At 56.4% G+C, this 23,562-nt stretch carries 21 protein-coding genes; 9 read left to right on the plus strand and 12 right to left on the minus strand.

Annotation, left to right across the window (positions count from 1 at the left end; all coding sequences use genetic code 11):
• Positions 1-187 precede the first annotated feature (187 nt).
• Positions 188-1,405 carry an FAD-dependent oxidoreductase gene (locus JOE25_RS00680; RefSeq protein ID WP_209632302.1) on the minus strand — a complete coding sequence of 406 codons (1,218 nt, stop codon included), beginning with the start codon at positions 1,403-1,405 and terminating at the stop codon, positions 188-190.
• Between the two features lie 230 nt (positions 1,406-1,635).
• Here JOE25_RS00680 and JOE25_RS00685 point away from each other — a divergent pair, with 230 nt between their 5' ends.
• Positions 1,636-2,505, plus strand: coding sequence for a LysR substrate-binding domain-containing protein (locus JOE25_RS00685; RefSeq protein ID WP_209634125.1), 870 nt, complete (start codon positions 1,636-1,638; stop codon positions 2,503-2,505).
• Here JOE25_RS00685 and sseA read toward each other — a convergent pair.
• The 4 genes from sseA to JOE25_RS00705 form a co-directional block, all read right to left on the minus strand.
• Positions 2,502-3,347 carry a 3-mercaptopyruvate sulfurtransferase gene (sseA, locus tag JOE25_RS00690; protein ID WP_209632303.1) on the minus strand — a complete coding sequence of 282 codons (846 nt, stop codon included), beginning with the start codon at positions 3,345-3,347 and terminating at the stop codon, positions 2,502-2,504. The two genes, JOE25_RS00685 and sseA, sit on opposite strands and share 4 nt — an antisense overlap.
• 145 nt (positions 3,348-3,492) lie before the next feature.
• A complete protein-coding gene (locus JOE25_RS00695; protein ID WP_209632304.1) occupies positions 3,493-5,715 on the minus strand; it encodes a virulence factor SrfC family protein in 2,223 nt (740 codons plus the stop codon).
• On the minus strand, positions 5,712-8,657 hold the full coding sequence (locus tag JOE25_RS00700) for a virulence factor SrfB (RefSeq protein ID WP_209634128.1): 2,946 nt from the start codon (positions 8,655-8,657) through the stop codon (positions 5,712-5,714). Before JOE25_RS00700 ends, JOE25_RS00695 begins: the two co-directional genes overlap by 4 nt.
• The gene (locus JOE25_RS00705; protein WP_209632305.1) at positions 8,657-9,877 is read right to left on the minus strand and encodes an SrfA family protein; all 1,221 of its coding nucleotides are present in this window, start codon (positions 9,875-9,877) and stop codon (positions 8,657-8,659) included. The genes JOE25_RS00700 and JOE25_RS00705 overlap by 1 nt, the downstream gene beginning before the upstream one ends.
• Positions 9,878-10,141: 264 nt before the next feature.
• Between JOE25_RS00705 and JOE25_RS00710 the strand changes: the two genes are divergently transcribed.
• On the plus strand, positions 10,142-10,570 hold the full coding sequence (locus JOE25_RS00710) for an NUDIX hydrolase (RefSeq protein ID WP_209632306.1): 429 nt from the start codon (positions 10,142-10,144) through the stop codon (positions 10,568-10,570).
• Here JOE25_RS00710 and JOE25_RS00715 read toward each other — a convergent pair.
• The 3 genes from JOE25_RS00715 to JOE25_RS00725 form a co-directional block, all read right to left on the minus strand.
• Positions 10,567-11,067, minus strand: a complete 501-nt coding sequence (locus JOE25_RS00715) for a DUF523 domain-containing protein (RefSeq protein ID WP_209632307.1) — start codon at positions 11,065-11,067, stop codon at positions 10,567-10,569. The genes JOE25_RS00710 and JOE25_RS00715 overlap by 4 nt on opposite strands.
• A gap of 162 nt (positions 11,068-11,229) precedes the next feature.
• Positions 11,230-12,255 (minus strand): AraC family transcriptional regulator, encoded by a 1,026-nt coding sequence (locus JOE25_RS00720; RefSeq protein WP_209632308.1) that lies wholly within the window; start codon positions 12,253-12,255, stop codon positions 11,230-11,232.
• An 80-nt stretch (positions 12,256-12,335) separates the two neighbouring features.
• Positions 12,336-13,790, minus strand: a complete 1,455-nt coding sequence (locus JOE25_RS00725; protein WP_209632309.1) for a PLP-dependent aminotransferase family protein — start codon at positions 13,788-13,790, stop codon at positions 12,336-12,338.
• Between the two features lie 174 nt (positions 13,791-13,964).
• Here JOE25_RS00725 and JOE25_RS00730 point away from each other — a divergent pair, with 174 nt between their 5' ends.
• The 3 genes from JOE25_RS00730 to JOE25_RS00740 all read left to right on the plus strand — a co-directional run bounded on the left by JOE25_RS00730 (position 13,965) and on the right by JOE25_RS00740 (position 16,132).
• Positions 13,965-14,153 carry a DUF1127 domain-containing protein gene (locus JOE25_RS00730; RefSeq protein WP_209632310.1) on the plus strand — a complete coding sequence of 63 codons (189 nt, stop codon included), beginning with the start codon at positions 13,965-13,967 and terminating at the stop codon, positions 14,151-14,153.
• On the plus strand, positions 14,154-14,777 hold the full coding sequence (locus tag JOE25_RS00735) for a glutathione S-transferase (RefSeq protein WP_209632311.1): 624 nt from the start codon (positions 14,154-14,156) through the stop codon (positions 14,775-14,777).
• A 224-nt stretch (positions 14,778-15,001) separates the two neighbouring features.
• Positions 15,002-16,132, plus strand: coding sequence for a Gfo/Idh/MocA family oxidoreductase (locus tag JOE25_RS00740; RefSeq protein WP_209632312.1), 1,131 nt, complete (start codon positions 15,002-15,004; stop codon positions 16,130-16,132).
• A 104-nt stretch (positions 16,133-16,236) separates the two neighbouring features.
• Here JOE25_RS00740 and JOE25_RS00745 read toward each other — a convergent pair whose 3' ends face one another.
• From JOE25_RS00745 to JOE25_RS00755, 3 genes are read right to left on the minus strand one after another with little or no spacing between them, the layout of a single operon-like run.
• Positions 16,237-18,108, minus strand: coding sequence for an amidohydrolase (locus JOE25_RS00745; protein WP_209632313.1), 1,872 nt, complete (start codon positions 18,106-18,108; stop codon positions 16,237-16,239).
• A 21-nt stretch (positions 18,109-18,129) separates the two neighbouring features.
• Positions 18,130-18,675, minus strand: coding sequence for an antibiotic biosynthesis monooxygenase (locus JOE25_RS00750; RefSeq protein ID WP_209632314.1), 546 nt, complete (start codon positions 18,673-18,675; stop codon positions 18,130-18,132).
• A gap of 44 nt (positions 18,676-18,719) precedes the next feature.
• Positions 18,720-19,364: a hydrolase gene (locus tag JOE25_RS00755; protein ID WP_037422649.1), complete on the minus strand. Its 645-nt coding sequence runs from the start codon at positions 19,362-19,364 to the stop codon at positions 18,720-18,722.
• A gap of 141 nt (positions 19,365-19,505) precedes the next feature.
• On the opposite strand from JOE25_RS00755, the gene JOE25_RS00760 reads away from it, so the two are divergent.
• Both JOE25_RS00760 and JOE25_RS00765 read left to right on the plus strand, forming a co-directional pair.
• Positions 19,506-20,414 (plus strand): LysR family transcriptional regulator, encoded by a 909-nt coding sequence (locus tag JOE25_RS00760; RefSeq protein WP_209632315.1) that lies wholly within the window; start codon positions 19,506-19,508, stop codon positions 20,412-20,414.
• 38 nt (positions 20,415-20,452) lie between these two features.
• Positions 20,453-20,833: a cell envelope integrity TolA C-terminal domain-containing protein gene (locus JOE25_RS00765; protein WP_209632316.1), complete on the plus strand. Its 381-nt coding sequence runs from the start codon at positions 20,453-20,455 to the stop codon at positions 20,831-20,833.
• A 33-nt stretch (positions 20,834-20,866) separates the two neighbouring features.
• On the opposite strand, the gene nudI is transcribed toward JOE25_RS00765, so the two are convergent.
• Positions 20,867-21,292, minus strand: a complete 426-nt coding sequence (gene nudI, locus JOE25_RS00770; protein ID WP_209632317.1) for a nucleoside triphosphatase NudI — start codon at positions 21,290-21,292, stop codon at positions 20,867-20,869.
• Positions 21,293-21,502: 210 nt separating this feature from the next.
• Here nudI and JOE25_RS00775 point away from each other — a divergent pair, with 210 nt between their 5' ends.
• Both JOE25_RS00775 and JOE25_RS00780 read left to right on the plus strand, forming a co-directional pair.
• Positions 21,503-22,570: a fatty acid desaturase gene (locus JOE25_RS00775; RefSeq protein ID WP_209632318.1), complete on the plus strand. Its 1,068-nt coding sequence runs from the start codon at positions 21,503-21,505 to the stop codon at positions 22,568-22,570.
• Between the two features lie 29 nt (positions 22,571-22,599).
• Positions 22,600-23,532, plus strand: coding sequence for an ABC transporter substrate-binding protein (locus JOE25_RS00780; protein WP_209632319.1), 933 nt, complete (start codon positions 22,600-22,602; stop codon positions 23,530-23,532).
• The last annotated feature ends 30 nt before the right edge of the window (positions 23,533-23,562 follow it).

Genomic DNA, 23,562 nt, shown 5'->3' on the forward strand with positions numbered 1-23,562 from the left:
GTTGCTGCCCTGAAGGGAACGGACTGCTCCTGATGAATATTTTGCCAACGTAAAACACGGGAGATATTTTTATCCCGCAGCGAGTATGACGTGAAAGGTCAAACACAACAAAAATTATTCAAGGTTAAGCGGGCGTTGCGAGCGTCAGACGCCATGTCCAACCGCAGCACGCCCGATGGGAAGACAATCACTCAGCAAGATGTTTCGGTGTTTCCCGCCTGAACCCCAGACCAATAATCCGCCCAAATAACCGCGGCAACCAGCGGCTGTTACCGACGCGCATCATCAGGTTTTTCCCACCCTGCGCGCGGCGTTTTTTGGGTCTGCGCTGGCTCATTTTAATTTGCAGGAACTGTGTGGCTTTGGTGGGGAAATTGCGGCGGCGTTGCACACGCAGCAGGTGTTTTAACTGCAAGTTCTGATTGCGTAGCGGAGGAATAATGGCGTTGGCGGTAGCGACCGCATCCTGAATCGCTAAATTCACCCCGACACCGCCAATGGGGGACATGGCATGTGCGGCGTCACCAATACACAGTACGCCCGGTTTGGCCCACCGATCCAGCCGATCAATACGGATGCTCAAGAGTTTCACCTGATCCCAACTGAGGATCTCTTGCAAACGAAGGTCCTGGAAAGGGGCAACTTCGGCGATATGCAGCAAAAACTTGTCCAGCCCGTCCTGCTGGATCGCCTCAAAACTGTCTTTGTCGATCGAATAACCGCACTGCCAGTAGTCGCCTCGGTCGATCATGATGAAGTTTTGTTTTGGCCCGGTATGGCCCATCGACCAGGCGGGGTCACCGGGTTTTTTATCAAGCTTCATCCACAAGACGTCGCGCGGCGAGCCAAAAGAACGGCTGCTGAGAGCCGCCTGTTCGCGCACCACTGAATTGCGCCCGTCGGTACCTACCACTAACTGGCAACGCACACGGATCGGGCCATCCGGCGTCTCTGCCAGTACGCCGCAGACCTGGCCACGGTCGTACAACAGTTGGTGTACCTGAGCCGATGTGATCAGCGTGAACGTCGGAAACGCGGCGGCCTTTTCGGCCAGAAAGTTGAGAAACTCCCATTGCGGCATAAAGGCGATAAATTTGCAGCGCGTCGGCAGGCGCGTGAAGTCCGCAAGTCGAATATCACGCCCGGCGATTTCGGCGTGCAATGTTTCTGCACGTTGGTGAGGCAGTGCCAGCAGTTCTTCCAGCAGGCCGAGCTGGTGCATGATTTCTAACGTTGAGGGGTGAATGGTGTCACCGCGAAAATCACGCAAGAAGTCGGGGTGCTTTTCCAGCACCATCACGTTTATCCCCGCCCGTGCCAACAGATAGCCAAGCATCAGCCCAGCGGGGCCGCCGCCAACGATACAGCAGCGGGTGACATAAGGTGTAATCAGTGATGATGACATAGTGGCTGACCTCAAGGGCGGCATCGGGCAGGCCCTCATTGAAAACTTATCATTGATAATGATTATCAATATCAAATCTGGCTGTCAACCCGTGGCACAGTGTGGTCAAAGGGCATGGCAAGTATCACGATTCTCCTCAAAGCGGTTGACCGGGCGAGTATCCCACGCCATCTTTATCAGTGAAATCGGCATTACTTTGATTCATGTTTCTGAAAAACGGGATGGTCATGATGGGACGAGTCACCTTCGATCTCGAGGATCTGCGCAGTTACGTCACGGGCATTGAGCTGGGCAGTTTCGCTAAGGCGGCGGAGCGGCTGGGGCGTTCAACCTCTGCGGTCAGCGCACATCTGAAAAAGCTGGAGCAGCAGATCGGCACGCCGATCCTGACAAAGGCCGGGCGCGGTATGGTAATGACGGAAGCCGGTGAAACATTACTGGGCTACGCCCGCCGATTGCTGGAGCTTAACGATGAAGCCGCCGCTGCGGTACGCGGGCTGGACCTGCAGGGGACGGTACGCCTGGGGCTGCAGGAGGACTTCGGCGAAACCTTTTTGCCCCAGGTTTTGGGCAGTTTTGCCCGGGCGCATCCACGAGTGCGTATCGAAGCGCGCATTGCCCGCAATGCCGAGCTGATCGACTGGGTGCTGAAAGGGCAGTTAGATTTGTCGCTGGCCTGGGACGGGGGGATCAGCACGCCGTACCATCAGATGCTGGGGCAGCGGCAGATGCATTGGATAACGTCGCCCCATTTCGAACTGGCATCCTGGCGTCAGGGAGACGAGCCATTGCCGTTGGTGATGTTTGATGCCCCTTGTCTGCTGCGCAGCGCGGCGACGCAGGCCTTGGATCGCGCCGGCATTGCGTGGCGTATTGTCTTTACCAGCCGTAGCCTGAACGGTATCTGGGCGGCAGTCAGCGCAGGATTGGGGGTGACGGTACGCACCGATGCCGGGCTGCCGTCGGGTTTATCCCGTTTGCCAGCCGGTACGTTACCGTCATTAAACGCGCTAGGTGTGGTACTGCACCGTGCGGAAGATCACCCCTCGGGGGCAATCCAGCGCTTAGCGCAGATCGTGGCCGATCGGATCCAGAATTAGTCCTGTTCGATCGGCTGTTTGCCACTCAGTGCGCCCCATTCACTCCAGGCGCCGTCATACAGCTTCACCTGCGGTGCATTGAGCGATAACAAGCCGAAAGCCAGCACCGCCGCAGTGACGCCGGAACCGCAGCTGGTGATGATTGGGCCATTGATATTCACCCCTTTGTCGGTGAAGGTCTTGTTGAGGGCTTCCAGCGATTTGAAACGGCCATTTTCCAGCAGTTCCCCGTAAGGGATGTTGATGCTGCCGGGAATATGACCGCGGTGCAGACCAGGGCGGGGTTCTGGCGCTTCGGCGTAAAAACGGGGGGCGGCGCGTGCATCAAGGATTTGCACTTCCGTGTTCAGCGCTTGCTCCACCTGCTGCATATTGACGACCGCATCGGCATTAAAACGGGCGTTGAACGTGTGCGGCGAACGCTGTGCAGCGCCGGTTTCCAGTGGCTGGCCTTGCGCTATCCAACCGTTTAAGCCTTCGTCCATCACATAAACCTGTTGTGCGCCAAAGTTGCGGAAAGTCCACCAACCGCGCGGAGCAGAAAATTGATTGCCCTCGTCATAAAACACAATGGTCTGTTGTTCGTTGATGCCCAACTTGCCGACGGCTGCGCCGAATTCATCGGCTGTCGGCAGCATATGCGGTAAGTCGGTATGTTTGTCCGCGACGTTATCAATATCAAAATACACCGCGCCCGGTATATGGCCGCGTTCAAACTCGGCGAGCATGTCTTTTTTCGGCACCAGACCGACAGGAGACATTCTGACATCAACGACGATCAGATTTTCATCGTTGATGTGCTGCGCAAGCCATTGTGGAGTAACCAGAAACGGAGAGTTCATCGTTATTGTTCGCCTGTGGTGAAAACGGTTTTTCACTATACCCTAAATCATTGGCGTTGCATTGCGGCGCACAAACGCAGCCAACAAGCATGCAGCGGGGATAGACACCAGCCGCTTTGACGATGTGATCTATCAGTAAAAATTATCAGGCTGCCTCAGTGCGTAACGCGGCGACAATGGTGGCCAGCGTTGCATGGGAAGTCTCGCCGAGTGGGCCCTTCGCTTCGGCAACCCCATTCTCAGCCAGCAGCGTCTGGAGGCCGATCAGCCAATCGTAAATATAAAATGCCGTATTTCTTGCCGGCGTGGGCGCCAGCTTGGCTAGCCGCTGTTGGCTACCCCAGTTAACCGCCGGCTGCGGCGGCGGGGAAAAGATCGGCTGGCCGTGATTAATCCGGCTGACAGGGCGTAAAGCGGCCTCGCGCTGCTGGAAACCCAACCAGGTGACGAAATCCCCCAATATTGCTAACGCCTGGCTCACCTGCCGATCTTCGCCTTGTTCGGGTAGGGACCCGGCAGACAGCGCGCGTTCCAGCGATTCAGCAATCCCCAGCCGACAAGCGGCGGTGATCAATGCATCAACCAGTATCTCCAGATGCTGTTTCCCGACGCCCAGCAATATCCGCAATTGAGGATTATCGGGCAGGGTGCGCAGGTGGTTGACCCAATCGGCAAACACCCGTTGGGCAAAGGGGGAACCGCTAAGTTCTGTTGGCGCGGCGGGGGGGATATTCCCGTCGCCAAACAGATCGATCTCCTCATCGAACGGCGAAGCTGAGGTCACGGGTGCAGGTAAGATATGCTGTTGTTGCACGTACAGCTGACGCAGCGTGTTGGACTGCGGCAGCAGCCATTCGAGTAACTCGCCGTGAACCCCGGCTTGTGCCTGTAGCGCACGCAGTAGGTGTTGGGCGCGCTGATGCGTTAACTGCGGGTCTGTCTTGCGCAGCCAGTTGCCCAGCAAACTTTCCGTGAGTTCGCGTTGCAGCTCCTGCCGTTGTTCCAGGGCGCGGTCATGCTTCAATGTCGGACGTGCCTGTGCGGCCAGATAGGCCACCATGCGATGGCAGTCGCTCTCATCCACCGCCAGCAATGTGGCCCAGCTTTCGCCCGGCTCACCGACATAGCGTTGAACGGCATCATCTGGGCGTGGTTTTCCCTCTTGGCGTGAGTCGAAGGCTGTGATCGCCCAGATTAAGCCCGGCTTTCTGCGGGTGCGGACCTCTGTGTTTTCACCCTGGGTTTGTCTGACCCAGTAGGCCAGCGCGTTGCCCGCACGGCTGGCATCTTGCGGCGTGCTGGCGGCATCGGTAACCAGCAGCAGGTTGGCGTGCAGGCTATCGGCAGCGAGAATCAGCAGGCTGGCACGCTTTGCCTGCTGCATGCGTTCAGTCACCCCAGCACCAGGGCATCGGCTGCTGGTCGGCAGGTCAAGCAGTTCTACGTCGTCTGGCAACCCGGCGCCTTTCCTCAGCGGTAATGTTGTTGTCACTTCTGCTGCCAACCAGGCCAGACTCTTGAGTGCAATGCCCACGGTGTCACCCTTCTCCGTCAGTACGGTAAGTTTGTCCTCCGTGGGGGCTGTCATCATACCGGCATGCAGAATGCCGCTGTCTGGATCCAATACCTGACGAGATGCCTGTACTCGCTGACAGTGACCCAGATCGTGCAACGCATGCGCCAACTGCCGATAGTTGGCAGTCAGAACCGGATCCTCACCCCAAAGCGGCGCAAACAGCCTGGCACGTTCATCCACACTCAGATAGGGCGCCAGCAAGATGGCCTGTGGCCAGAAGTGTCTTTCCAGCGCCTGTTGCGCTTTGCCACCCTGGTGACGCAGGCTGTCCCACAGCGCAACCACCGCGTTGCTGTCCAGACCGTCGATAGCCATAGGCTGGCGGTGGCGCTCCAATGCAGCAAGGTGCGCGGCCATTGCACGCGTGTCCCCGTCTGCATGAAAACCGCCCATCACGGCGGTGCCGATCATCATGGCAATCAACTGCGCTTCATCAAGTAAGGAGATGGCAACAGGATAAGCAGGGGGCGTCTGGGTGCCGGAAGCGCTGTAACGCACCGTCAACGTAGCAGCGTCGGTCAAGGGACTGGCGCCGGGAGCCAACGCCGCCAATAAATGGGCTTTGGCTGCGGCGTTGTGGCCATAAAGGCCGATGGCAACGCGATGATGCATAGCGCTGTCCAGTTGTCTGGCCCGGTTGTAACTGCGGCGTAGACGAACCGTCAGATTATCGGCTTCTCTGCTCAGCCGCGTGGATTGCTGCCGCGTGCTGGCAACCCAGTCAATCGCCTGAATGATGCTGTTACCCAGGCTGTTTATCGGCTCTGCTGCGCCGGAGGTGATAGGTTTCATCGTTGATAAATGCTCCCGCTGTCGATCCAATAATGGGTTGCGCCAGAGGCGCTGGCAGCCAAGGTATTAAGTTTTAATTGCAGATGATGAGCGGGAATAGGCGTTCCATCGGCTAAATGCGCCTGGGCGATGCTGACCCCTTCAGCGCCCTGTTCATCGCTGCCGGTAATCGCCAAGCGTAGGCTGATGACGGCATCGCCCGCCAGTTTACGCGCCAGCTGAGGGTCGGTGATGGTGAGGGTATACAGTGGCGACGCGGGCCAGCGTTCGTTATCCAACTGGCGGAACCCCAGGCGCAGGGGGCCACGAAGCTGGAAATACGTGTCGGGATCCAGCGAAAAGTCCGCGCAATCGAGATCGATATCGCGATAGTAAAGGTTATCGTCCGCCAGCATGTTATTGCTATCCAGCATGCCCAGATGGCGAATGGTGGAATAGGGCTGGAAGTCCCCGACGTTAAAATAAAAACTCTCCAGACGCAGATCGATCGCAAGCAGGCACAGCATGGCCCCCACGGCGGCGGTTGATTTTGGGTTATCGATACGCCCACCCTTATTAAAGGGGTACCAACTGCGTGTGTGATATCCCTCGAGCGGCAAGATTCGGCTGGCAGGTAGCGGCTGCAGGTGACGCAATAATGTCTGAACCCCAGGGAAACGCGCCGGCCGGCCGGTCAGCAGCAACACATCGCAGGTGTATAACGCCACAACTTCGGCAAGCAGGCGCAGGCAGTGATTTATGCCGATCCTGTCAGACAGGAAGGCCGCGTGCAGGGCTCCCAGACGAATGACCAGTGGGGTGTGCAGAATATCGAAGTCAGTGGCCGAGGACTCGCGCTGAATCTCACCGTTGATAAAGGCCAGCACCTGTGGCGTCGGCATCTGTGGCAGCAACTCACCCAAACTGGTGGCGATTTCCGCATGGGCATCCAGGGGATCGTAATCCTCGTACGCACTAAGCAATGCACGCCCGGCAGGCATGAAAATTTGTAGCGTGGCCTGCTGACGCAGCGTGGAAAACCCATCTATACGGCCTTCATTGCCAAACAGCTTGTCCATTATTGCCGGTGTTGCGACGACGCCGGCATTTTCGACGGCCTGCTGTACAGCAGGCAAAATAAACAGCTGAATGATATCCAGCAAAATATCGTCACCGGCGATTTTAAATCCTTCGCGGAACAACAAACGCGGATTGATTTTAATGTTGTTGCCAACGCCATCATCCAGCGCGTATTGGGTGATGGCCAAATCGGTCGTGCCGCCACCGATATCAATGGAGGCGATACGCAGCATTTTTCCCGGTTGTGTTCCGGGTTCTGTTGGCCGGTCAGGCCTGGCCATTGCGGCAAAAAAGGCGTCGGTACGGCCGGCAAAATTCACCTGGGTTTCGTTATACAGATAAACCATCTGGCCACAGGTCGCCTCATCCCATTCCATGTGCACCTGAGGCACGGGGACACGGGTGTTGCCACCGTCGAATGGCGCATCCAACAGGTGCCAACCCATGGCTTTCCATACCAGACCAATGGCTTCCTGCATGCGGCGACGGAAAATTTCACGCTCTGGTTTGGGCATCGCCGAAGGCAATGTCAGGATGATGCTACGCAACCGACGCGGTGCAGAGGTGTTCGGCATTTTAAGCCGCTGAGCGACGCTGTTGATTTGCATCAGCACCTGCGCCAGCAGTTCGGTCAGCATCAGGGTCATGACTGCACTGCGGCTATAATGGGCGGCAAATACCGGCAGCCGTGCCTCTACGGGCAACCCGGACAGCGGCAAACCTTCGTCGTTGATCAGTGACGTCAATGGCGCTGCGGCGGCCATGGGCTCTTGTTTGCCGTTAAAACGCCAGCCGGGCGCATAGCGTTCTTCGTCCCACAGATAACGGCGCGGGCTGGATATTCCGGTGGTGCCTTCGGTACCTTCCCGTTGCTGCGCCAGTTGCATGGCTTCGTGGCCGACACGGGTAATCGAAGGCCAGATAAAGGCATCATCGCGTCCGCTTTGGAACGAGAGATGCTGTTTGCCAAATGAGGCTTGGGCAAACTCGACCCGGCTTTCAAACAACGCGCTGTAAACGCAATGCGGCATGGACAATGAGCGCAATTGCAATTCATTGGTCTGCTTCAAACCGTTATTTTCTTGTGGATGTTCTTCGACCAGCACCCCGCAGGTGTGGGAGTTCCCGACATCTAAAATCACGTCCACGTTAATCGCGGGCTGCTGTGGCGTTTCCCCGATGATTTTTATCCGTGGAACCGTTAGCTGGTTGCCCAGCATATTCAACACGTTGAGATAATGCGCCTGGTATTCGAAGGTTTTCAGCCCGGCGTATATCTCTGTTTCGGTGCGCGCCTCCAGGCTGGACGCGCATTGCGTAAAGACCTCGCGCAACCAACTGTCTACCCAGGTCAGATCGAGAAACTCGCCTAACTCATGGTTACGGTGGGCCAGTGAGAAGCAGAGCCCCGTATTGAGATCGCTTTCGCTTGGGCCAAGAGCCTCCTGTCCCGCCGGGACCAGTCGGGTATCAAAGGCAAACACGACCCGCAGCAGATTGCCGTCCTGATCGGGCGCATCCAGCAAGACGATCTGCATCCGCGCCCAATTATCCGGCCCGGATAGAAATGCACCGGATGACGTGCAACGAGAGAAAGGCAGCGGCAGCCAGGTGTTATTCAGCAGTTGCAGCGATTGCTGCAGGGAAAAACTGAACTCTGGACGTACCACCTCGGGGGCCTGCCCTGGCTGGGCAGGTAACAGGTATTTGCCCGTGTCGGCATCCCATTGCAGGCGCAGAAGCGGGCCGCTTGCCGTCTGACGGACAAATTTGCCCGGAAAATCGGCATCCAATACCGGCGTCAGGGCAAAATCCATAAATTGGATGCCACTGTCCTGAATCAGCGTAATGGCTTGTTTGTAATCCACCAGGGGTGCCAACATCATTTACTCTCGCGCTTTAACGTCATGGGATAGACCGTGTCCGCATCGTAGCGGCCGGTGCACTCTGCAGGCCCGGTTTCGTTTTGCTTGCAGACGATTTCCGGTATTTGGTAGCGGCTGCCGTCGCTGCAGCGCGCTTTGGTGCGGCTATTGATCACCAGATTGCCAGACTGCATTAGCCCGGCTTCCACCGGTGTTCGGCAGGTGATGGTATCACCGTAGGTAATTCTCGCTGTCCCTTTGCCACCGTTCAGACGGTATTGCAGGCTAGGGCGTTTGCCTGTGAGGGGATCTTTCAATGCCACGGTGGCGCGCCACTGGCCATTGAGAAAACGCGTCGATCCGGCTTTGACGGCGTCAGCGGGCAGCACTAACGAATTCTTGTCTGCCGGCGGCAGGGCTACCGGCTCAGGCGGTGGCGGCATCAGCGTTGCATGGGCTAATGGGAGTTGCAGTTTGAACGGCGGGACGGCAGCGCGGACCGGCGATGCCGGTTGCTGCGCCACGGGAACGGGGCCGGGCAGGGCGCTCGGTGAGGTCATCCGATGGGCCAGCAGAGCAACCAGCATCAGCACAGGTAAAATCCACCCATAGCGTCGCCACTGGCGGCGTGGCTGTGCGGGTGTGACGGCCACCGATGGCACGACTTCTGGTGCAGGCACCGGCGTAGGTTTGGTTAGAGGTATCACTGTGGGCCGCGGTGTGGGGGCGATTGGCGTCGGTTTTTCTTCTGTCACGTCAACCGGGCGCAAGCACGCCAGAGGATCGTCCTGACACTGCGCGTGCGGCTTGATAAACCCCCAAAAGGTCAGCACCGGTTTACCCTCTACCAGATAGACATGCTGTGAGTCGGGGATTTGCATTGCTTTGGTCAGCAGTGCGCCAAACAAACGGTGGCTTGGGTGCTCGGTGGCCTGTGTCTGGGCGATCAAGGTACGGAATGCTTCCAGGCTCTGTTCCAGTAGACGCACGGCCTGCGTACGTTGGGCATCACTCGCGGCCAGCCAAGACGTCACTTTCCCCGGAAAAGGAGAATACCAGTCAATGCGGGTGCCCGTGTCGTTCGGCTGCGGGATTGCCAGGCAATCGGCTGCTTGCTGCTGTTGGCGAATGCGCAATGTTTCTCGCAACTGCAATGCGCAGGCATAAACCGGTTGCCCATTCTCGCCCAATGCAAGCACATCATCTAAACTGCCACTGCGTAAAAAGGGTTTCACCACGGCAAAAAACCTTGTCCTGTTCTGCTAAAACGTGCAAACAGGCATGGTAACCCGCGGCGTGAGCGGTCAAACGGCTGAAGACAGGCGTAAAACTACGTTTCTTTTTCCTCTATCGCGCGAGTTCGCCGGTATTTACAGTGGTGGCCCCTTTTTTCTGCGGATCCGTTACGTCGACGATGATGGCACGGATCGTGGTTTTGCCTTGATTCACCACTGACCCCGGGGGAGACCGCGCTGAGGCTTATCCAGACAGAGGGAGAAATAATGTCACTGACTACCGACAACCACGACTTTGGCGGCGCCAAAATCGCGCTGCTATGCGGTGATAAGTTGCTCACTTACCAACGTGATGACAACGCGAATATTCCCTGGCCTGGCTGTTGGGATTTGCCCGGGGGTGGGCGTGAAGGCGATGAAACGCCATTGCAATGCGTGCAGCGGGAAACTCAGGAGGAATTTGGCCTACAGATTGATGCGCGGCAGGTGAAATGCCAGCAGTATTACGACGGCATTTTGGCTGGCTACCCTCCGACCTGGTTTATGTTGGGCGAAATTACCCCAGAAGACATTGCCGCCATTCGTTTTGGCGATGAAGGGCAACGTTGGCAGATGATGTGTATCGACACCTTCATCCATCACCCGCAGGGCATTTCGCATTTGCAGCAGCGATTAGCGCGGCATCTTCGGCGTTAAACCTGTTCCACCGCCTCAACGCGGGCGATCAATGCGTCGAGCTGATGCTCGGAAAACACCTCGATGCCATGTTGGCGTAGCAACTCGGCGGTGACGCCGCTACCGGGTTTGGTTTGCCCGCTGAAAGAGCCGTCGTAGATAAACTGACTGCCGCAGGATGGGCTGCCGTCCGTGAGTAAGGCAAAACGACAGCCGTGTCGCCGCGCCGTTTCCAACGCCAGATGCGCGCCAAGCAGATAGCTGTCGGTGACGTCCCCGCCGCTGACTTCCATGACCCGTGCTTGCTGAGCCAGCACCGTGGCACCTTCGGCAGCCGCCGTAATTTCTGCCGAGGGGCGCGGGGTCGAAAATCCCGCGGCCAGCTCTGGGCAGCAAACTACCAAGCGCCCTTCGCGCTGCCAGCGTTGCAGCGTGGAGTCGAATAAGGGTTTATTGGAACCGTTGTAGCGAACGTGAAAACCGGCCAGGCAGGCGCTGAATAAAATCTTTGACGGCATGCGATTTGTCTCTGTCACAGGGGCGAAAGCGCGGCACTGGCGGCCCACGCGCGCGGCTTTAACATAGCAGAATCTTCTCTCCGATGGCAGCGCCAACAAGACGTTCTCGGTTGCGCTTTTGACGCTGGCCGATCGTGCCACTGGCGCCCACGATGTTCAGGCTCATTGCCTGTTCTCTTTGGCGTCGGCAACCCGTCGAGTGCGCCAGCGGTTGGGCGTTTGCTCTTCCCACTGCATAAAAGCGCGGCTGAACGAATTCAATTCTTCAAACCCCAGCACAAAGGCGATTTCACCCGGCTCCAGATCGGTCTCCGCCAGCAGTTGGCAGGCGGTACGGTGGCGGGTTTTGTCCAGCAGCTGTTGGTAGCTGTAACCCTGCTGTTGCAAGCGGCGCTGTAGCGTGCGCGCGCTGACATAGAGCTCCGCCGCCACACTGTTGACGCTGGGGCGCTGGCCACGCATGCTGCGGCCGAGTATCGCCATCACCTGTGTCGGCAAATCCTGCGCTTGCTGTGCCTGTCTCAGTTCGGCCTCGAGTCCGGGCAGCAATGTCGCCAGCATGTCCTGGTTATAGGTGATGAACGGCTGCTGCATGAGTGCACGATCAAACACCAACACATCCCGCGGCGCGTCGAAGTGAATGGGGCAGCCAAAGTAACGCGGCAGCGGTGAGGCCGCGTTGTGTCGCCGCGTCAGCTCGATGGATCGCGGGCGTATCAGCAGGCCGGTACCGCGGCGGCATAGGGTGATGATGGAGGCAAAGATGGCGTCAATCAACAGCGCCGGTGCGTGACCTTCGGCCATGATCCAGCGGATGTGCATACGCACACCGTCGCCATCTTCCGTCAACGTCAGTTCCTCCGGGCACAGGAGTCGCTTGTAACGGGCGATTTTTTGTAATGCTTCCCCCAGCGTGGCGGAGTGCAGTGCAGCGGCAGAAGCAATATCATAATGCTCTGGCGCTACGTCGCCGCCGAGGCGCAGGCCGAATGTGTTGTCATCGGCCAACTGAGCGAGGGCGCGCCAAATATCAAAGAACTGTCGGGTGGACAGCTTTACCTTGTCACGTCGTTCGTTGAGCAGCCCAACCGGCAGGCGGGCCAGTTGGCACACCCTTTCGATATCGACGCCAAGAACCGCCAGACGGGCGAATAGCACGCTGGATAGGGGGATCTGATCGCTACTCATCGTTGCGGATGCCTTTTCGTTTTGGATGGTGCCACTTTAGAATAGGGTGGCACCGGGCGATAATCCGATGACGACATGGTTTAATCCGATCGCGCCAATGCAGTTTCAAGCATTGGAGAAGGTGCCAGCATCAGTTTTTGGATGGTGGCACCTACCCGTTGTACGGCCTGCTCAATTTCTGCCGTCAGCTTGGGCGCATAGTTGAGACGTAGACAGTTACGGTATTTGCCGGAGGCAGAAAAAATACTGCCGACGGCGATCTGCACGCCCTGTTGCTCCAGATAGCGGTTCAGGCGCAGGGTATCAAAGTCTTCATCCAATTCGATCCACAACATAAAGCCACCGCGCGGTTGGCTGACGCGAGTACCGGGGGGGAAATACGCCATAATCCACGCGGTCATTACGTCGCGGTTTTGCTGATAACGCACGCGCATACGCCGCATGTGCTGCAAGTAGTGTCCATGACGGATAAAGTCGGCAATCGCCAACTGGGGCTGAGTGGCGGTGGAGCCGGTGCCGATGTATTTCAAGTGCAGCACGCGTTCCAGGTAGCGTCCGGGGGCAATCCAGCCAATGCGCAAACCCGGAGCCAAGGTTTTTGAGAACGAGCTGCACAGTAGCACCCGCTCGTCTTCATCGAAGGATTTCAGAGACGGCGGGCGCGGGTACTGATAGGCGAGATCGCCGTATACGTCGTCTTCAATAATCGTCACGTCATAACGCTGCGCTAACGTCAGTAAACGTTGCTTGCGTGCCTCAGGCATGATGTAGCCCAACGGGTTATTGCAGTTCGGTGTTAATAGAATGGCTTTCACCGGCCATTGTTCCAGCGCCAGTTCCAACGCCTCCAGACTGATGCCGGTGAGGGGGTCGGTAGGGATTTCCAGCGCCTTCATGCCTAACCCTTTCAGCGTTTGCATGGTGCCATGGAAGCAGGGGGAATCCACCGCCACAATCTCACCTGGCTGACACACGGCGCGTAAACCGGTGGAAAGGGCCTCATGGCAACCGGTGGTGATGACCAATTGGTCGGGGCTGATCTGACAGCCGGAATCCAGTAGCAGGCGGGCAATTTGTTCGCGCAGCTCCAGCACACCCTGAATGCTGTCGTAGAGCAGGCTGCGCAAATCGCCGTGGCGGCCCATGTGCCCCAAGGCTTTCATCAGCGGTTTCAGCGTCGGCTCACTGATATCCGGCATGCCGCGTCCGAGTTGTATCAAATCTTCGCGGGGCTTGTGACGGATCATTTCCAGCACCTGCTCCCATTGCGAAATATCCACGGGGCGTTGCACCGGGCGAGTGACGGCGGGCAATTCAGCTAATGTGCGGCGCCGGCGTACAAAATAGCCCGACTTGGGCCGCGCCTCCACCAGTTGGCTCTCTTCCAACAGGCGGTAGGCCTGTTGCACTGTACTGATGCTGACGCCGTGTTCCTGGCTCAGCGTGCGGACAGAGGGCAAGCGGTCGCCCGCCGGATAAAGACCCTGTTCAATGCGTTGGCTAAGGATCGCAGCCAGTGTGGCGTAGCGTGTCATACAGATGCCTAAAATAAGAATGAATGAGAAAAAACCGGTACAGATGACGTTAAATTAGACCATTCAGACAGACAGAGACAGCTTTTGTATGGAAAAAATACCGCGGACTTGAATCTGTATTGTTTTCTCCATGCCCAGCATCATGACTCCAGAGCAAACACGAAGGAGAATATGATGACGAGCTTGTCTGTTGACAGTATGCCAACCCACTCCCAGCCCCCTTTTTCCCGCTGGCGTCTGTATCTGCAACGCTATCGCACACGTCAGGCGCTATTGCTGTTGGACGACGTGCAGCTGGCGGACATCGGCCTGACACGTGCTGCGGCATGGCGAGAAGGCAGCAAGCCTTTCTGGCGGCGTTAAGTGCTGAAACTGCTCGGTAAGGCCTCATCGATTAACGTTCGCAAGGTGCTGTGGACCTGCCATGAACTGGCGTTACCTTTAACCCGGGAAGAGTGGGGAAGTGGTTTTCGCTCCACTCAGGAACCGGAATTTCTCGCACTAAACCCTAATGGGCTGGTGCCCGTGCTGATCGACGGTGAACAGGTGTTATGGGAGTCCAACACGGTTTGCCGTTATCTGGTGGGGCGAGAAGGGCGTCAGGATTTGCTGCCAGAGGCTCCTGGTGCGCGTGCGGCTGTCGAAATGTGGATGGATTGGCAGGCGACGGATCTCAACAATGCATGGCGCTATGTGTTTATGTCACGGGTGCGCCAAGATCCCGGGTATCAGGATGCGGGTAGCCTTGCCGCCGCCGAACGGGAATGGAACCGGCTGATGGGCCTGCTGGATCAGCACCTGTCACGTGGTCGCCTTTATGCCGCCGGAGACGTTTTCACCCTGGCGGACATTGTGCTGGGGCTCTCTTTGAACCGGTGGTTAATGACGCCGTTTTCACGGCCGAGCTACCCGGCGTTGAACCGCTATTTTCAACGTTTGCAGCAGCGGCCTGGTTTTCTGCTGCACGGGGCCAACGGGCTGCCCTGATTCGGAATAAAAAGTTCATTTCAATCGGCCGGGTGAGTTTATGCTCACCCGGCTTTTCGTTGTTTCATCCCAGTCTGCAGCGTTTTATGAACGACATCACGATTATCATTTTTATTTTACCTCTCGCTTGTGATTGAAATTTATATTCCATATAAACAATTATCAGATGGTGTATTTCATTGTGTGCGCCGTCATATTATGGCTATGGATCATGGGAGAGGGCGATGAAACAGGTACGCGTTGGGTTAATTGGCACCGGCTACATTGGCCGCTGTCACGCTATTGCTTATGCGCAGGCTGCGACGGTATTTCCACTGAAAGGCGAATTGGTGCTGGAAATGCTGGCTGAGGTCACGCCGGCGCTGGCGCAGCAGCGCGCTGCGGAGTTTGGTTTCTCGCGTTCGACCGGCGACTGGCGGCAACTGGTGGCGGATCCGTCGATTGATGTGGTGGATATTTGCGCCCCTAACTTCCTGCACAAAGAGATGGCGCTGGAGGCCATCCGCCATGGCAAGCACGTCTATTCTGAAAAGCCGCTGGCACTGGATGCCGATGATGCCGCCGAAATGGTGCAGGCTGCCCGCGCCAAAGGCGTAAAAACGTTAGTGGGCTTTAACTACATGAAGAACCCGACCAGCCAACTGGCCCGGGAAATTATCGCCAGCGGTGAAATCGGTGAAGTGGTGCATTTTTATGGCACCCACAACGAAGATTATCTGGCCGATCCGCGTACGCCGATCGACTGGCATTGCCGCAAGGCCACTGCCGGGTTAGGGGCGCTGGGGGATTTGGCCGCGCATATCGTCAATATGGCGCATTATCTGGTGGGCGACATTGTGGCGGTTTCCGGTGATATGCAAACCATTATCAAGCAGCGTCCGGATGCGAAAGACCCTTCGCTGATGCATGCGGTAGAAAATGAGGATCAGGCCAGTGCGTTGGTGCGTTTTGCCAGTGGTGCCATGGGCACGATCGAAACCTCACGTATAGCCTGCGGGCGTAAGATGGGGCTGACCTATGTGGTTACCGGCACCCAGGGGACGCTGAGTTACACTCAGGAACGCATGGCGGAATTAAAGCTGTATCGTCACGATGAACCAGCAGAACGCCAGGGGTTTAAAACATTGCTGGTCGGGCCCAAGCACCCGGATTATGCCGCCTTCTGTATTAGTGCCGGACACGGCATTGGGTTTAACGATCAAAAAACGGTAGAGATCCGCGATTTGGTTAATGGCATTGCTGCGGGTGATCCTATGTGGCCAGACTTTGAAGAGGGCTGGAAAGTCTCCTGCGTTTTAGATGCGATAGCCGCTTCTGCGGAACAGCGCCGTTGGCTGGACATTAACCGCGACTGATTGCCAGGCTCTGACGCTCACAGGTTGAGAGCGTCAGAGTTTATGAGGTTACTCAGTTAATTTGCTATCAACTTAATAAGCTATTAAGTTGATAGCTTATTGGCTTAGAAAGCAAAGCATGAGCAGCCAAGCGCCCCCCAGAAGGCATTCTCGTCTGAAATTGGAATGCTGGAACGGCGAGCCACGTCATGCTGATGTGCGTGCACACCGCATGGGCCACAGCATTGGTGCGCCTGGCTCAACACGCCGACTCGGCTTGCAGCGGACGGTGGCGCAGAACGATAATGCCCTGGCACCTGCGTTACCGGTGACCAGTCCGGCAACACCGGTATTGCCGGTGGCGCTAACGGCGAGAAGCTCCCGGCGGCATAAACCACTTTGCCGTCTACCACGGTCATGACCGATTCAATCCCTTTGATCAGCTCTTCCGGCACGCTGAAATAGTCTTGTGACAGCACGGCCAAGTCCGCCAATTGACCTACCTTAATCTGGCCTTTTTTACCCTGTTCAGTCGAGAACCAGGCGCTGCCTTGAGTCCACAGCATCAGTGCCGTCTCGCGATCCAGTCGTGCGTTGTCGTCGTACATCGCCATACCGCCGACAGTACGGCCAGATACCAACCAGTACAGTGCGGTCCACGGGTTATAGCTGGCTACGCGGGTGGCGTCGGTGCCCAGCCCTACTGGCAGCTCGGCTGCCAGCATTTTCGCTACGGGTGGCGTCTGTTTGGTCGCCTCTTTGCCGTAACGTTCGGCAAAATATTCCCCCTGGAACGCCATGCGATGCTGCACGGCGATGCCGCCACCCAGCGCTTTTACCCGCTCAATGTTGCGTTCGGAGATGGTTTCCGCGTGGTCGAAGAACCAGTGCAGACCGTTGAACGGAATATCGCGGTTCACTTTTTCGAACACATCCAGCATGCGGCTGATGGACTCGTCATAAGTGGCGTGCAGGCGGAACGGCCAGCGGTGTTCCGCCAGGTGCCGCACTACGCGCTCCAGTTCATCTTCGGTGCCTTCCGGCAGATCGGGGCGCGGCTGCAAGAAGTCTTCGAAGTCGGCAGCGGAAAACACCAGCATCTCCCCGGCACCGTTATGGCGGTAAAAGTCAGTGCCCTGGCCCGGCTTCAGCATGTCGGTCCACAGCTCAAAGTCTTCCAGCTCCTGTTTTGGCCGTTGGGTGAACAGGTTGTAAGCAATACGGATGGTTAGCTGCTTCTTCTCATGCAGTTCGGCGATCACCTCATAGTCATCCGGGTAGTTCTGGAAACCGCCGCCGGCGTCAATTGCGCTGGTCAGGCCGAGCCGATTCAGCTCGCGCATAAACTGGCGGGTCGAGTTAACCTGTTGCTCCAGCGGCAGTTTCGGCCCTTTCGCCAAGGTGGCGTACAAAATCATCGCATTGGGTTTGGCAATCAGCATGCCGGTTGGGTTGCCGTTACTGTCACGCTGAATCTCGCCGCCCGGCGGATTCGGTGTGTCCTTGGTATAACCGACGACTTTCAATGCGGCACGGTTGAGCAGGGCACGGTCATACAGGTGCAAGATAAACACCGGCGTGTCCGGCGCCGCCTGATTGATTTCGTCCAGTGTCGGCATGCGGCGTTCGGCGAATTGGAATTCAGTCCAACCGCCGACCACCCGCACCCACTGTGGGCTTGGAGTACGCAGTGCCTGTTCTTTCAGCATGCGCAATGCATCGGCCAGCGAAGGCACGCCTTCCCAGCGCAGCTCCAGGTTATAGTTCAGGCCGCCACGAATCAGGTGCAAATGCGAGTCGTTGAGGCCGGGCACAGCCGTATGGCCGTGCAGGTCAATCACTTGTGTCTCCGGCCCTGCATGCTGCATGACCTCATTTTCACTGCCGACGGCGAGGAACTTACCGTCGCGGATAGCTACCGCGTGGGCGGTGGGCGCCTCACGATCGACAGTGTGAAATTTACCGTTGGTGATAATCAGGGAAGCACTGTTATTCATAACGTTCTCCGGGCAAGCCGCCTAACGACGGGTGAGCCATTGATGAAATACGCGAGTCACGATCGGCATCCAAAGGAAAACAACCAGGGCGACTACCGTGGCGTCATTGAGAAAATGGCCGGTCAGCGTGCCGTTTAATTGGGGGAGCAGCTTGCCCCAAAACCAAGGCACCAGATTGGTGGACGGGAAGATCACCAGCAGGGTGATTAAAAATTGCTTCCATTTGGCAGGTTGGCGCGTGTTGGCGCTCGGCGGTGTAAACCAAAACTCTGCACCAGGTCGAATTTCGATGTGGTCGTTTTCCAACAGCAGCGGCGACACTTCCTCGATATAGCGTTTGCGCAGCGGTGAGTTAACCCATAGCGATAAATTGTCGAGGTTGTCAAAACGGACTAAAACGGTATAGGCCTGTTCGCTACCGGTGGGGCGGATCACATTGACGCCGAGGTGGCCGGTGAAGGCGGCGGCCTCTGGCATAATGCGTTTCAGCCATGCCTCGTAGGCCTGTTCTTGCCCTGGCGCCAAACGATGAGTGATGACTAACGTGACATGCTGCGGGTGAGCCATAACAACCAACTCCAGAAAACCCCGGCGCAGGGCCGGGGTAGGATTTATTTCGCCACGCGCGCCGGGGCGTGATGCACCATGGTGTAAGCATAATCAACGCCCATACCGTAAGCGCCGCTGTGTTCGCGCACCAGCGCCATGACGGCGTCGTAAGTCTCTTTGCGCGCCCAGTCACGTTGATATTCCAACAGCACTTGCTGCCAGGTTACCGGGATGGCACCGGCCTGCACCATGCGGTCGATAGAACGCTCATGCGCATCGACGGATGTCCCGCCGGACGTGTCGGTGACGACATACACCTCATAACCGGCTTCGAGTGCCATCAGCGCGGGGAAAGTCAGGCACACCTCGGTCCAGAGCGCAGAAATAACCAGCTTTTTACGGCCGGTAGCCTCTACGGCTTTCACGAAAGCGGCATCTTCCCAAGAGTTCATGGAGGTACGCTCGATCGGGGTGATTTCAGGATGTACCGCTAAAAGCTCGGGCCAGATATAGCCACTGAAGCTTTCGGTTTCGACAGAGGTAAAAAGGGTGGGAACATTAAAAATCTTGCCGGCTTTGGCTAAACCGACCACGTTGTTTTTCAGTTGCTGACGATCAATATTAGCCACGCCAAAAGCCATTTGTGGTTGATGGTCGATGAAAATTAGAGCGGAATTATCTTTATCAAGTAATTGAAACTTAGACATGATTTACCTTCCCAGTGATATTAGGGTTCAACAAAGGATGAATACAACGCCGATGAACCGCATGGTAGGCAGGGGCTGATTTCAAAGATAGCGCAGAATTTTTGCCGTCTTGTTAAGTTTTTTTATACACGGAGGGAAGCGGTGAGATTAAACCTGGAAGCGTTACTGATTTTGGATGCACTTGACCGGCATGGTTCCTTTGCGGCAGCGGCAGCAGTGCTGTTCAAAACGCCGTCAGCGTTGAGCTACATGGTGCAAAAACTGGAGAACGATCTTGAGGTCACCTTGCTTGATCGTTCAGGCCATCGGGCAAAGTTTACCGATACCGGCAAACTGATGCTGGAAAAGGGACGGGTGCTGTTGCGTGCGGCGCAGGATTTGGAGCAACAGGCGCGTTATGTGGAAAACGGCTGGGAAAGCGAGATTACGCTCGGTATTGACGCGTCTTTTCCATTTGAACGTATGTTGCCGCTGATCGAGGAGTTTTATCAGCAGCACCACCATACGCGCCTGCGCTTTAGCCATGAAGTGCTGGCGGGGTCCTGGGAGTCGTTGGTTTATGGGTGCGCAGATATTATTGTTGGCGCGATTTGTGAACCCCCATCGCGCGTAGGCTATGCTTTTAGTCAGCTGGGGAGATTGGATTACGTATTTGCCGTGGCGGCACAGCACCCGCTAGCGTTAATGGCAGAGCCTTTGCCGAAGGCTGAAATTCGTCAACACAGAGCCGTTGTGGTTCGTGATACCTCGCGTGTGAATGCGCCGCAGAATTTGAACATTCTTGAGGAGCAGGATCAGCTGACGGTCTTCGGTTTCGATGCCAAATTGCGGGCACAGCTTAGCGGCCTGGGTTGCGGCTATCTACCGCGATATCTGGCGGAACCCTACCTGAAAAGCGGTGAATTGGTAGCGAAACGCGTCGAATCTGAACACTGTAGCGACGTTTCTTATTTTGGCTGGCGTGAAAGTGCCACCGGCCTGGCGGTAAAATGGTGGCGTGAGCGCTTACAGCGATATGCCGATGCTGGGGGCGCATACCCGGAATACTGATTATTCACCTGTGGGTGACAGGACAAGGATGCAGAGACATGAAAACAGGGATGTGGCTATGGGTGGTGTTGCTGACGGGCTGTGGTGCCGATCAGGGCACCCGCACTGCCGGTGTCATGCTGGAAACACCGGCTGTTGCAACGTTATCGACATCTTCGCCCCGCAGCAGTTATCCGGAAAGGATGCGCGTTGCTATCACCCAGGAAATGCAGTTACCCGGCAAATATAAATCCCAAACCTGTTCGATCAGCCTCCATCTGTTGCCAGATGGCTCACTGAAAGATTTTAAGGTGCTGAGGGGTGACGACGCGCTTTGCGCAGCGGCCAGTCAGGCGGTGCAACGCGCCAAACTGCCGAAAATGGCCAATGAGACCGAGTATGCACTGTTCAACCTTGTGGTACTGGATTTTATGCCCTGATGCGGTGAGCAAAGTGCGCGCAGAAAAGCCGGGTTATAAAATGCCTTTTTGCGCAAACGTGATACGCGTGGCCTCATTGAGATCGAGCTCAGGTATCTTGTCGGGGCTGACCCAGGCGATTGCCTGAAACTCTTCATTAAAGCTGATCTGCCGGTTGGCACTCACACAGTCGAAAATCAAATACAGCATGTAGATTTCCTCTGTTGTGCCATCTGAGTAGGTCTTGGTACGGACGTCATCCCTGAAGGTCCAGGGAGTAATCTGGGTGATATGCAGTGCTTCTCCCAGTTCTTCTTTTATCTCACGGCGGAGGGCCTGCTCGAGGGTCTCCCCTGGCTCCATACCGCCACCGGACAGTGCCCACTGACCGGGGAATACGCCCCGGTCGTCGGCCATTTTGCACAGTAAATACTCGCCCTTATTTTCTATAATTGGGCAGACGATGATCCGCTGACGCATGTCACCTCCTGATGTCACCATTTTTCATTAACTTATCAGATAGTGGCTTTTATTGAGCCATGATTCTTTCAGCAATGCCTGTGGGATCATGAAATTGCATTGAATGCGTAATAACGTGCTGATTTTTCACTTTGCTTTGCCGCTTTCGTTATTTTGAGCGTCCAGGCAGCTCGCTGATACTGAGCAAAATCTTATACAGCGAGCCCATGCATGTCCTCAGATAAACGTCATAGTCACTATTTGCATCCTGCCCAACGCGATTGGATCCAACAGCTTAATCAGCGCTGGTTTTGGCGTTTGGAGCTGCCAACCTGGGGGATTATGGCGGCGGTTTACGGCGGCTGGTTTGGCGTCGTGCAATACTGGCAGACAATGGGCCCCTGGCTTGGCACGCCGTTGCTGATTTTGCTGACAACCTGGTATATGTCGCTACAGCATGAGCTTATTCACGGTCATCCGACGCGCTGGCCGCGGCTCAATCAGCTTTTCGGCTTGCTGCCACTGGCGGTATGGTATCCCTATGGTCTGTATCGTGATTCGCATATTCAGCATCACCGTAATGAACATCTCACCGATCCACATGAAGATCCTGAAAGCTATTACGTTAGCCAAGCGCAATGGCAACGCTACCCACGGATTTTTCCGCTGTTGGCCAAGGTGCGTAATACGCTGGTCGGGCGCATTGTGCTTGGCCCTGCGCTGGACATTGCGGCTACCGGAATCACGGCGATAAAAACGATCGCTGCCGGTGAAATGCGCACATTGGTGATGTGGTTGGTGCATATGTTATTGCTGGTGGCGGTATTGGGGTGGTTGCAACAGCATGGCATTGGCACGGTATTTTACCTGATGGCGATCAGCTACCCGGCGCTGGCGATGACCAAGGTGAGATCATTTTTTGAACATCGCGCCGTGGACGCACCGCAGGCACGTTCTATTATTAATGAGGCGGCTTGGCCGTGGCGGCTGCTGTTTCTCAATCTGAACTATCATTTAGTTCACCATGATCTCCCCGGCTTACCGTGGTACGGTTTAAGGCAGGTGTATTTGGCGGAGCGCAGTGCATACCAGCAGCGTAGCCAAGGGTTTGTGGTTCAGGGCTATGGTCAGTGGGTGAGTGACTACGCGTTCACCCCGATCGACGTTGAAGTGCATCCGTTTTCCGTCGGCGAGCCGCCAAGGGAATCCCAGGGCGAAAACCTTGTTTGGTCGACGGAGACATTTATTGTGCGATGGACGCGCGTTTCTCAAGATTTTCCAATCGATCTGGCCAAATAGCCGGACACTACACAACAAGAGGAAAAAGTATGGCAATCACTCCATCACGTGGTCGTGTCTTTGCGCTGGCGCTGAGTTTGCTTGCGGCGAGCGTCGGTGTGGCGCAAGCGGCCGATACGGTACGCGTCGGCTCTAAAATTGATACCGAAGGCTCATTGCTCGGGAACATCATCGTACAGGTGCTGGAATCTAACGGCATCAAAACCACCAATAAGTTGCAGCTTGGCACCACCAAAGTGCTGCGCGGGGCGATCACCTCCGGCGAAATTGACGTTTACCCGGAATACACCGGCAACGGTGCGTTTTTCTTTTCTGATGAAAAAGACCCTGCATGGAAAAATGCTCAGGCCGGGTTTGAAAAAGTGAAAAAGCTGGATTATGACAAGAACAAAATTGTCTGGTTGGACGCCGCCCCGGCCAACAATACCTGGACCATTGCTATCCGTCAGGACGTGGCGGATGCCAACCATCTGAAAACGCTTGCCGATCTGGGCAAGTGGATCAACGGAGGGGGCAAGTTCAAACTGGCGGCGTCGGCGGAATTTATCGAACGCCCAGATGCTTTGCCGGCATTTCAAAGTGCCTATGGCTTTACGCTGAATCAGGATCAGTTGCTGTCGCTGGCCGGGGGGGACACGGCGGTGACCATCAAGGCTGCGGCGGAACAGACATCCGGTGTGAACGCGGCCATGGCCTACGGGACCGACGGCCCGGTGGCGGCGCTGGGGCTGCAAACGCTGGATGATCCAAAGGGTGTGCAGCCGATTTACGCGCCAGCACCGATTATTCGCGAAGCCACGCTAAAACAGCATGCCAACATCGCTGAATTACTGAAACCGGTATTTGCTTCACTGGATGGCCCGACGCTGCAAAAGCTCAATGCACAGATCGCGGTGGAAGGTCAGGACGCCAAACAGGTGGCTGCGGCTTACCTGAAAGAGAAAGGGTTGGTGAAGGGGTAACACTACTGGCCCCCAGTTGGGGGCCAACAT

This window comes from Serratia sp. PL17 (genome assembly GCF_017832355.1).
GTDB lineage: Bacteria > Pseudomonadota > Gammaproteobacteria > Enterobacterales > Enterobacteriaceae > Serratia.

Coding starts and splice junctions, on each gene's coding strand:
- JOE25_RS00695 (WP_209632304.1), bottom strand. CDS start 5,715: ATGAAACCTATCACCTCCGGCGCAGCAGAGCCGATAAACAGCCTGGGT.
- JOE25_RS00715 (WP_209632307.1), bottom strand. CDS start 11,067: ATGCCGTCAAAGATTTTATTCAGCGCCTGCCTGGCCGGTTTTCACGTT.
- JOE25_RS00720 (WP_209632308.1), bottom strand. CDS start 12,255: ATGAGTAGCGATCAGATCCCCCTATCCAGCGTGCTATTCGCCCGTCTG.
- JOE25_RS00775 (WP_209632318.1), top strand. CDS start 21,503: ATGTCCTCAGATAAACGTCATAGTCACTATTTGCATCCTGCCCAACGC.
- JOE25_RS00755 (WP_037422649.1), bottom strand. CDS start 19,364: ATGTCTAAGTTTCAATTACTTGATAAAGATAATTCCGCTCTAATTTTC.
- JOE25_RS00710 (WP_209632306.1), top strand. CDS start 10,142: ATGTCACTGACTACCGACAACCACGACTTTGGCGGCGCCAAAATCGCG.
- JOE25_RS00725 (WP_209632309.1), bottom strand. CDS start 13,790: ATGACACGCTACGCCACACTGGCTGCGATCCTTAGCCAACGCATTGAA.
- JOE25_RS00765 (WP_209632316.1), top strand. CDS start 20,453: ATGAAAACAGGGATGTGGCTATGGGTGGTGTTGCTGACGGGCTGTGGT.
- JOE25_RS00780 (WP_209632319.1), top strand. CDS start 22,600: ATGGCAATCACTCCATCACGTGGTCGTGTCTTTGCGCTGGCGCTGAGT.
- JOE25_RS00680 (WP_209632302.1), bottom strand. CDS start 1,405: ATGTCATCATCACTGATTACACCTTATGTCACCCGCTGCTGTATCGTT.
- JOE25_RS00750 (WP_209632314.1), bottom strand. CDS start 18,675: ATGGCTCACCCGCAGCATGTCACGTTAGTCATCACTCATCGTTTGGCG.
- JOE25_RS00685 (WP_209634125.1), top strand. CDS start 1,636: ATGGGACGAGTCACCTTCGATCTCGAGGATCTGCGCAGTTACGTCACG.
- JOE25_RS00730 (WP_209632310.1), top strand. CDS start 13,965: ATGACGAGCTTGTCTGTTGACAGTATGCCAACCCACTCCCAGCCCCCT.
- JOE25_RS00745 (WP_209632313.1), bottom strand. CDS start 18,108: ATGAATAACAGTGCTTCCCTGATTATCACCAACGGTAAATTTCACACT.
- sseA (WP_209632303.1), bottom strand. CDS start 3,347: ATGAACTCTCCGTTTCTGGTTACTCCACAATGGCTTGCGCAGCACATC.
- JOE25_RS00740 (WP_209632312.1), top strand. CDS start 15,002: ATGAAACAGGTACGCGTTGGGTTAATTGGCACCGGCTACATTGGCCGC.
- nudI (WP_209632317.1), bottom strand. CDS start 21,292: ATGCGTCAGCGGATCATCGTCTGCCCAATTATAGAAAATAAGGGCGAG.
- JOE25_RS00700 (WP_209634128.1), bottom strand. CDS start 8,657: ATGTTGGCACCCCTGGTGGATTACAAACAAGCCATTACGCTGATTCAG.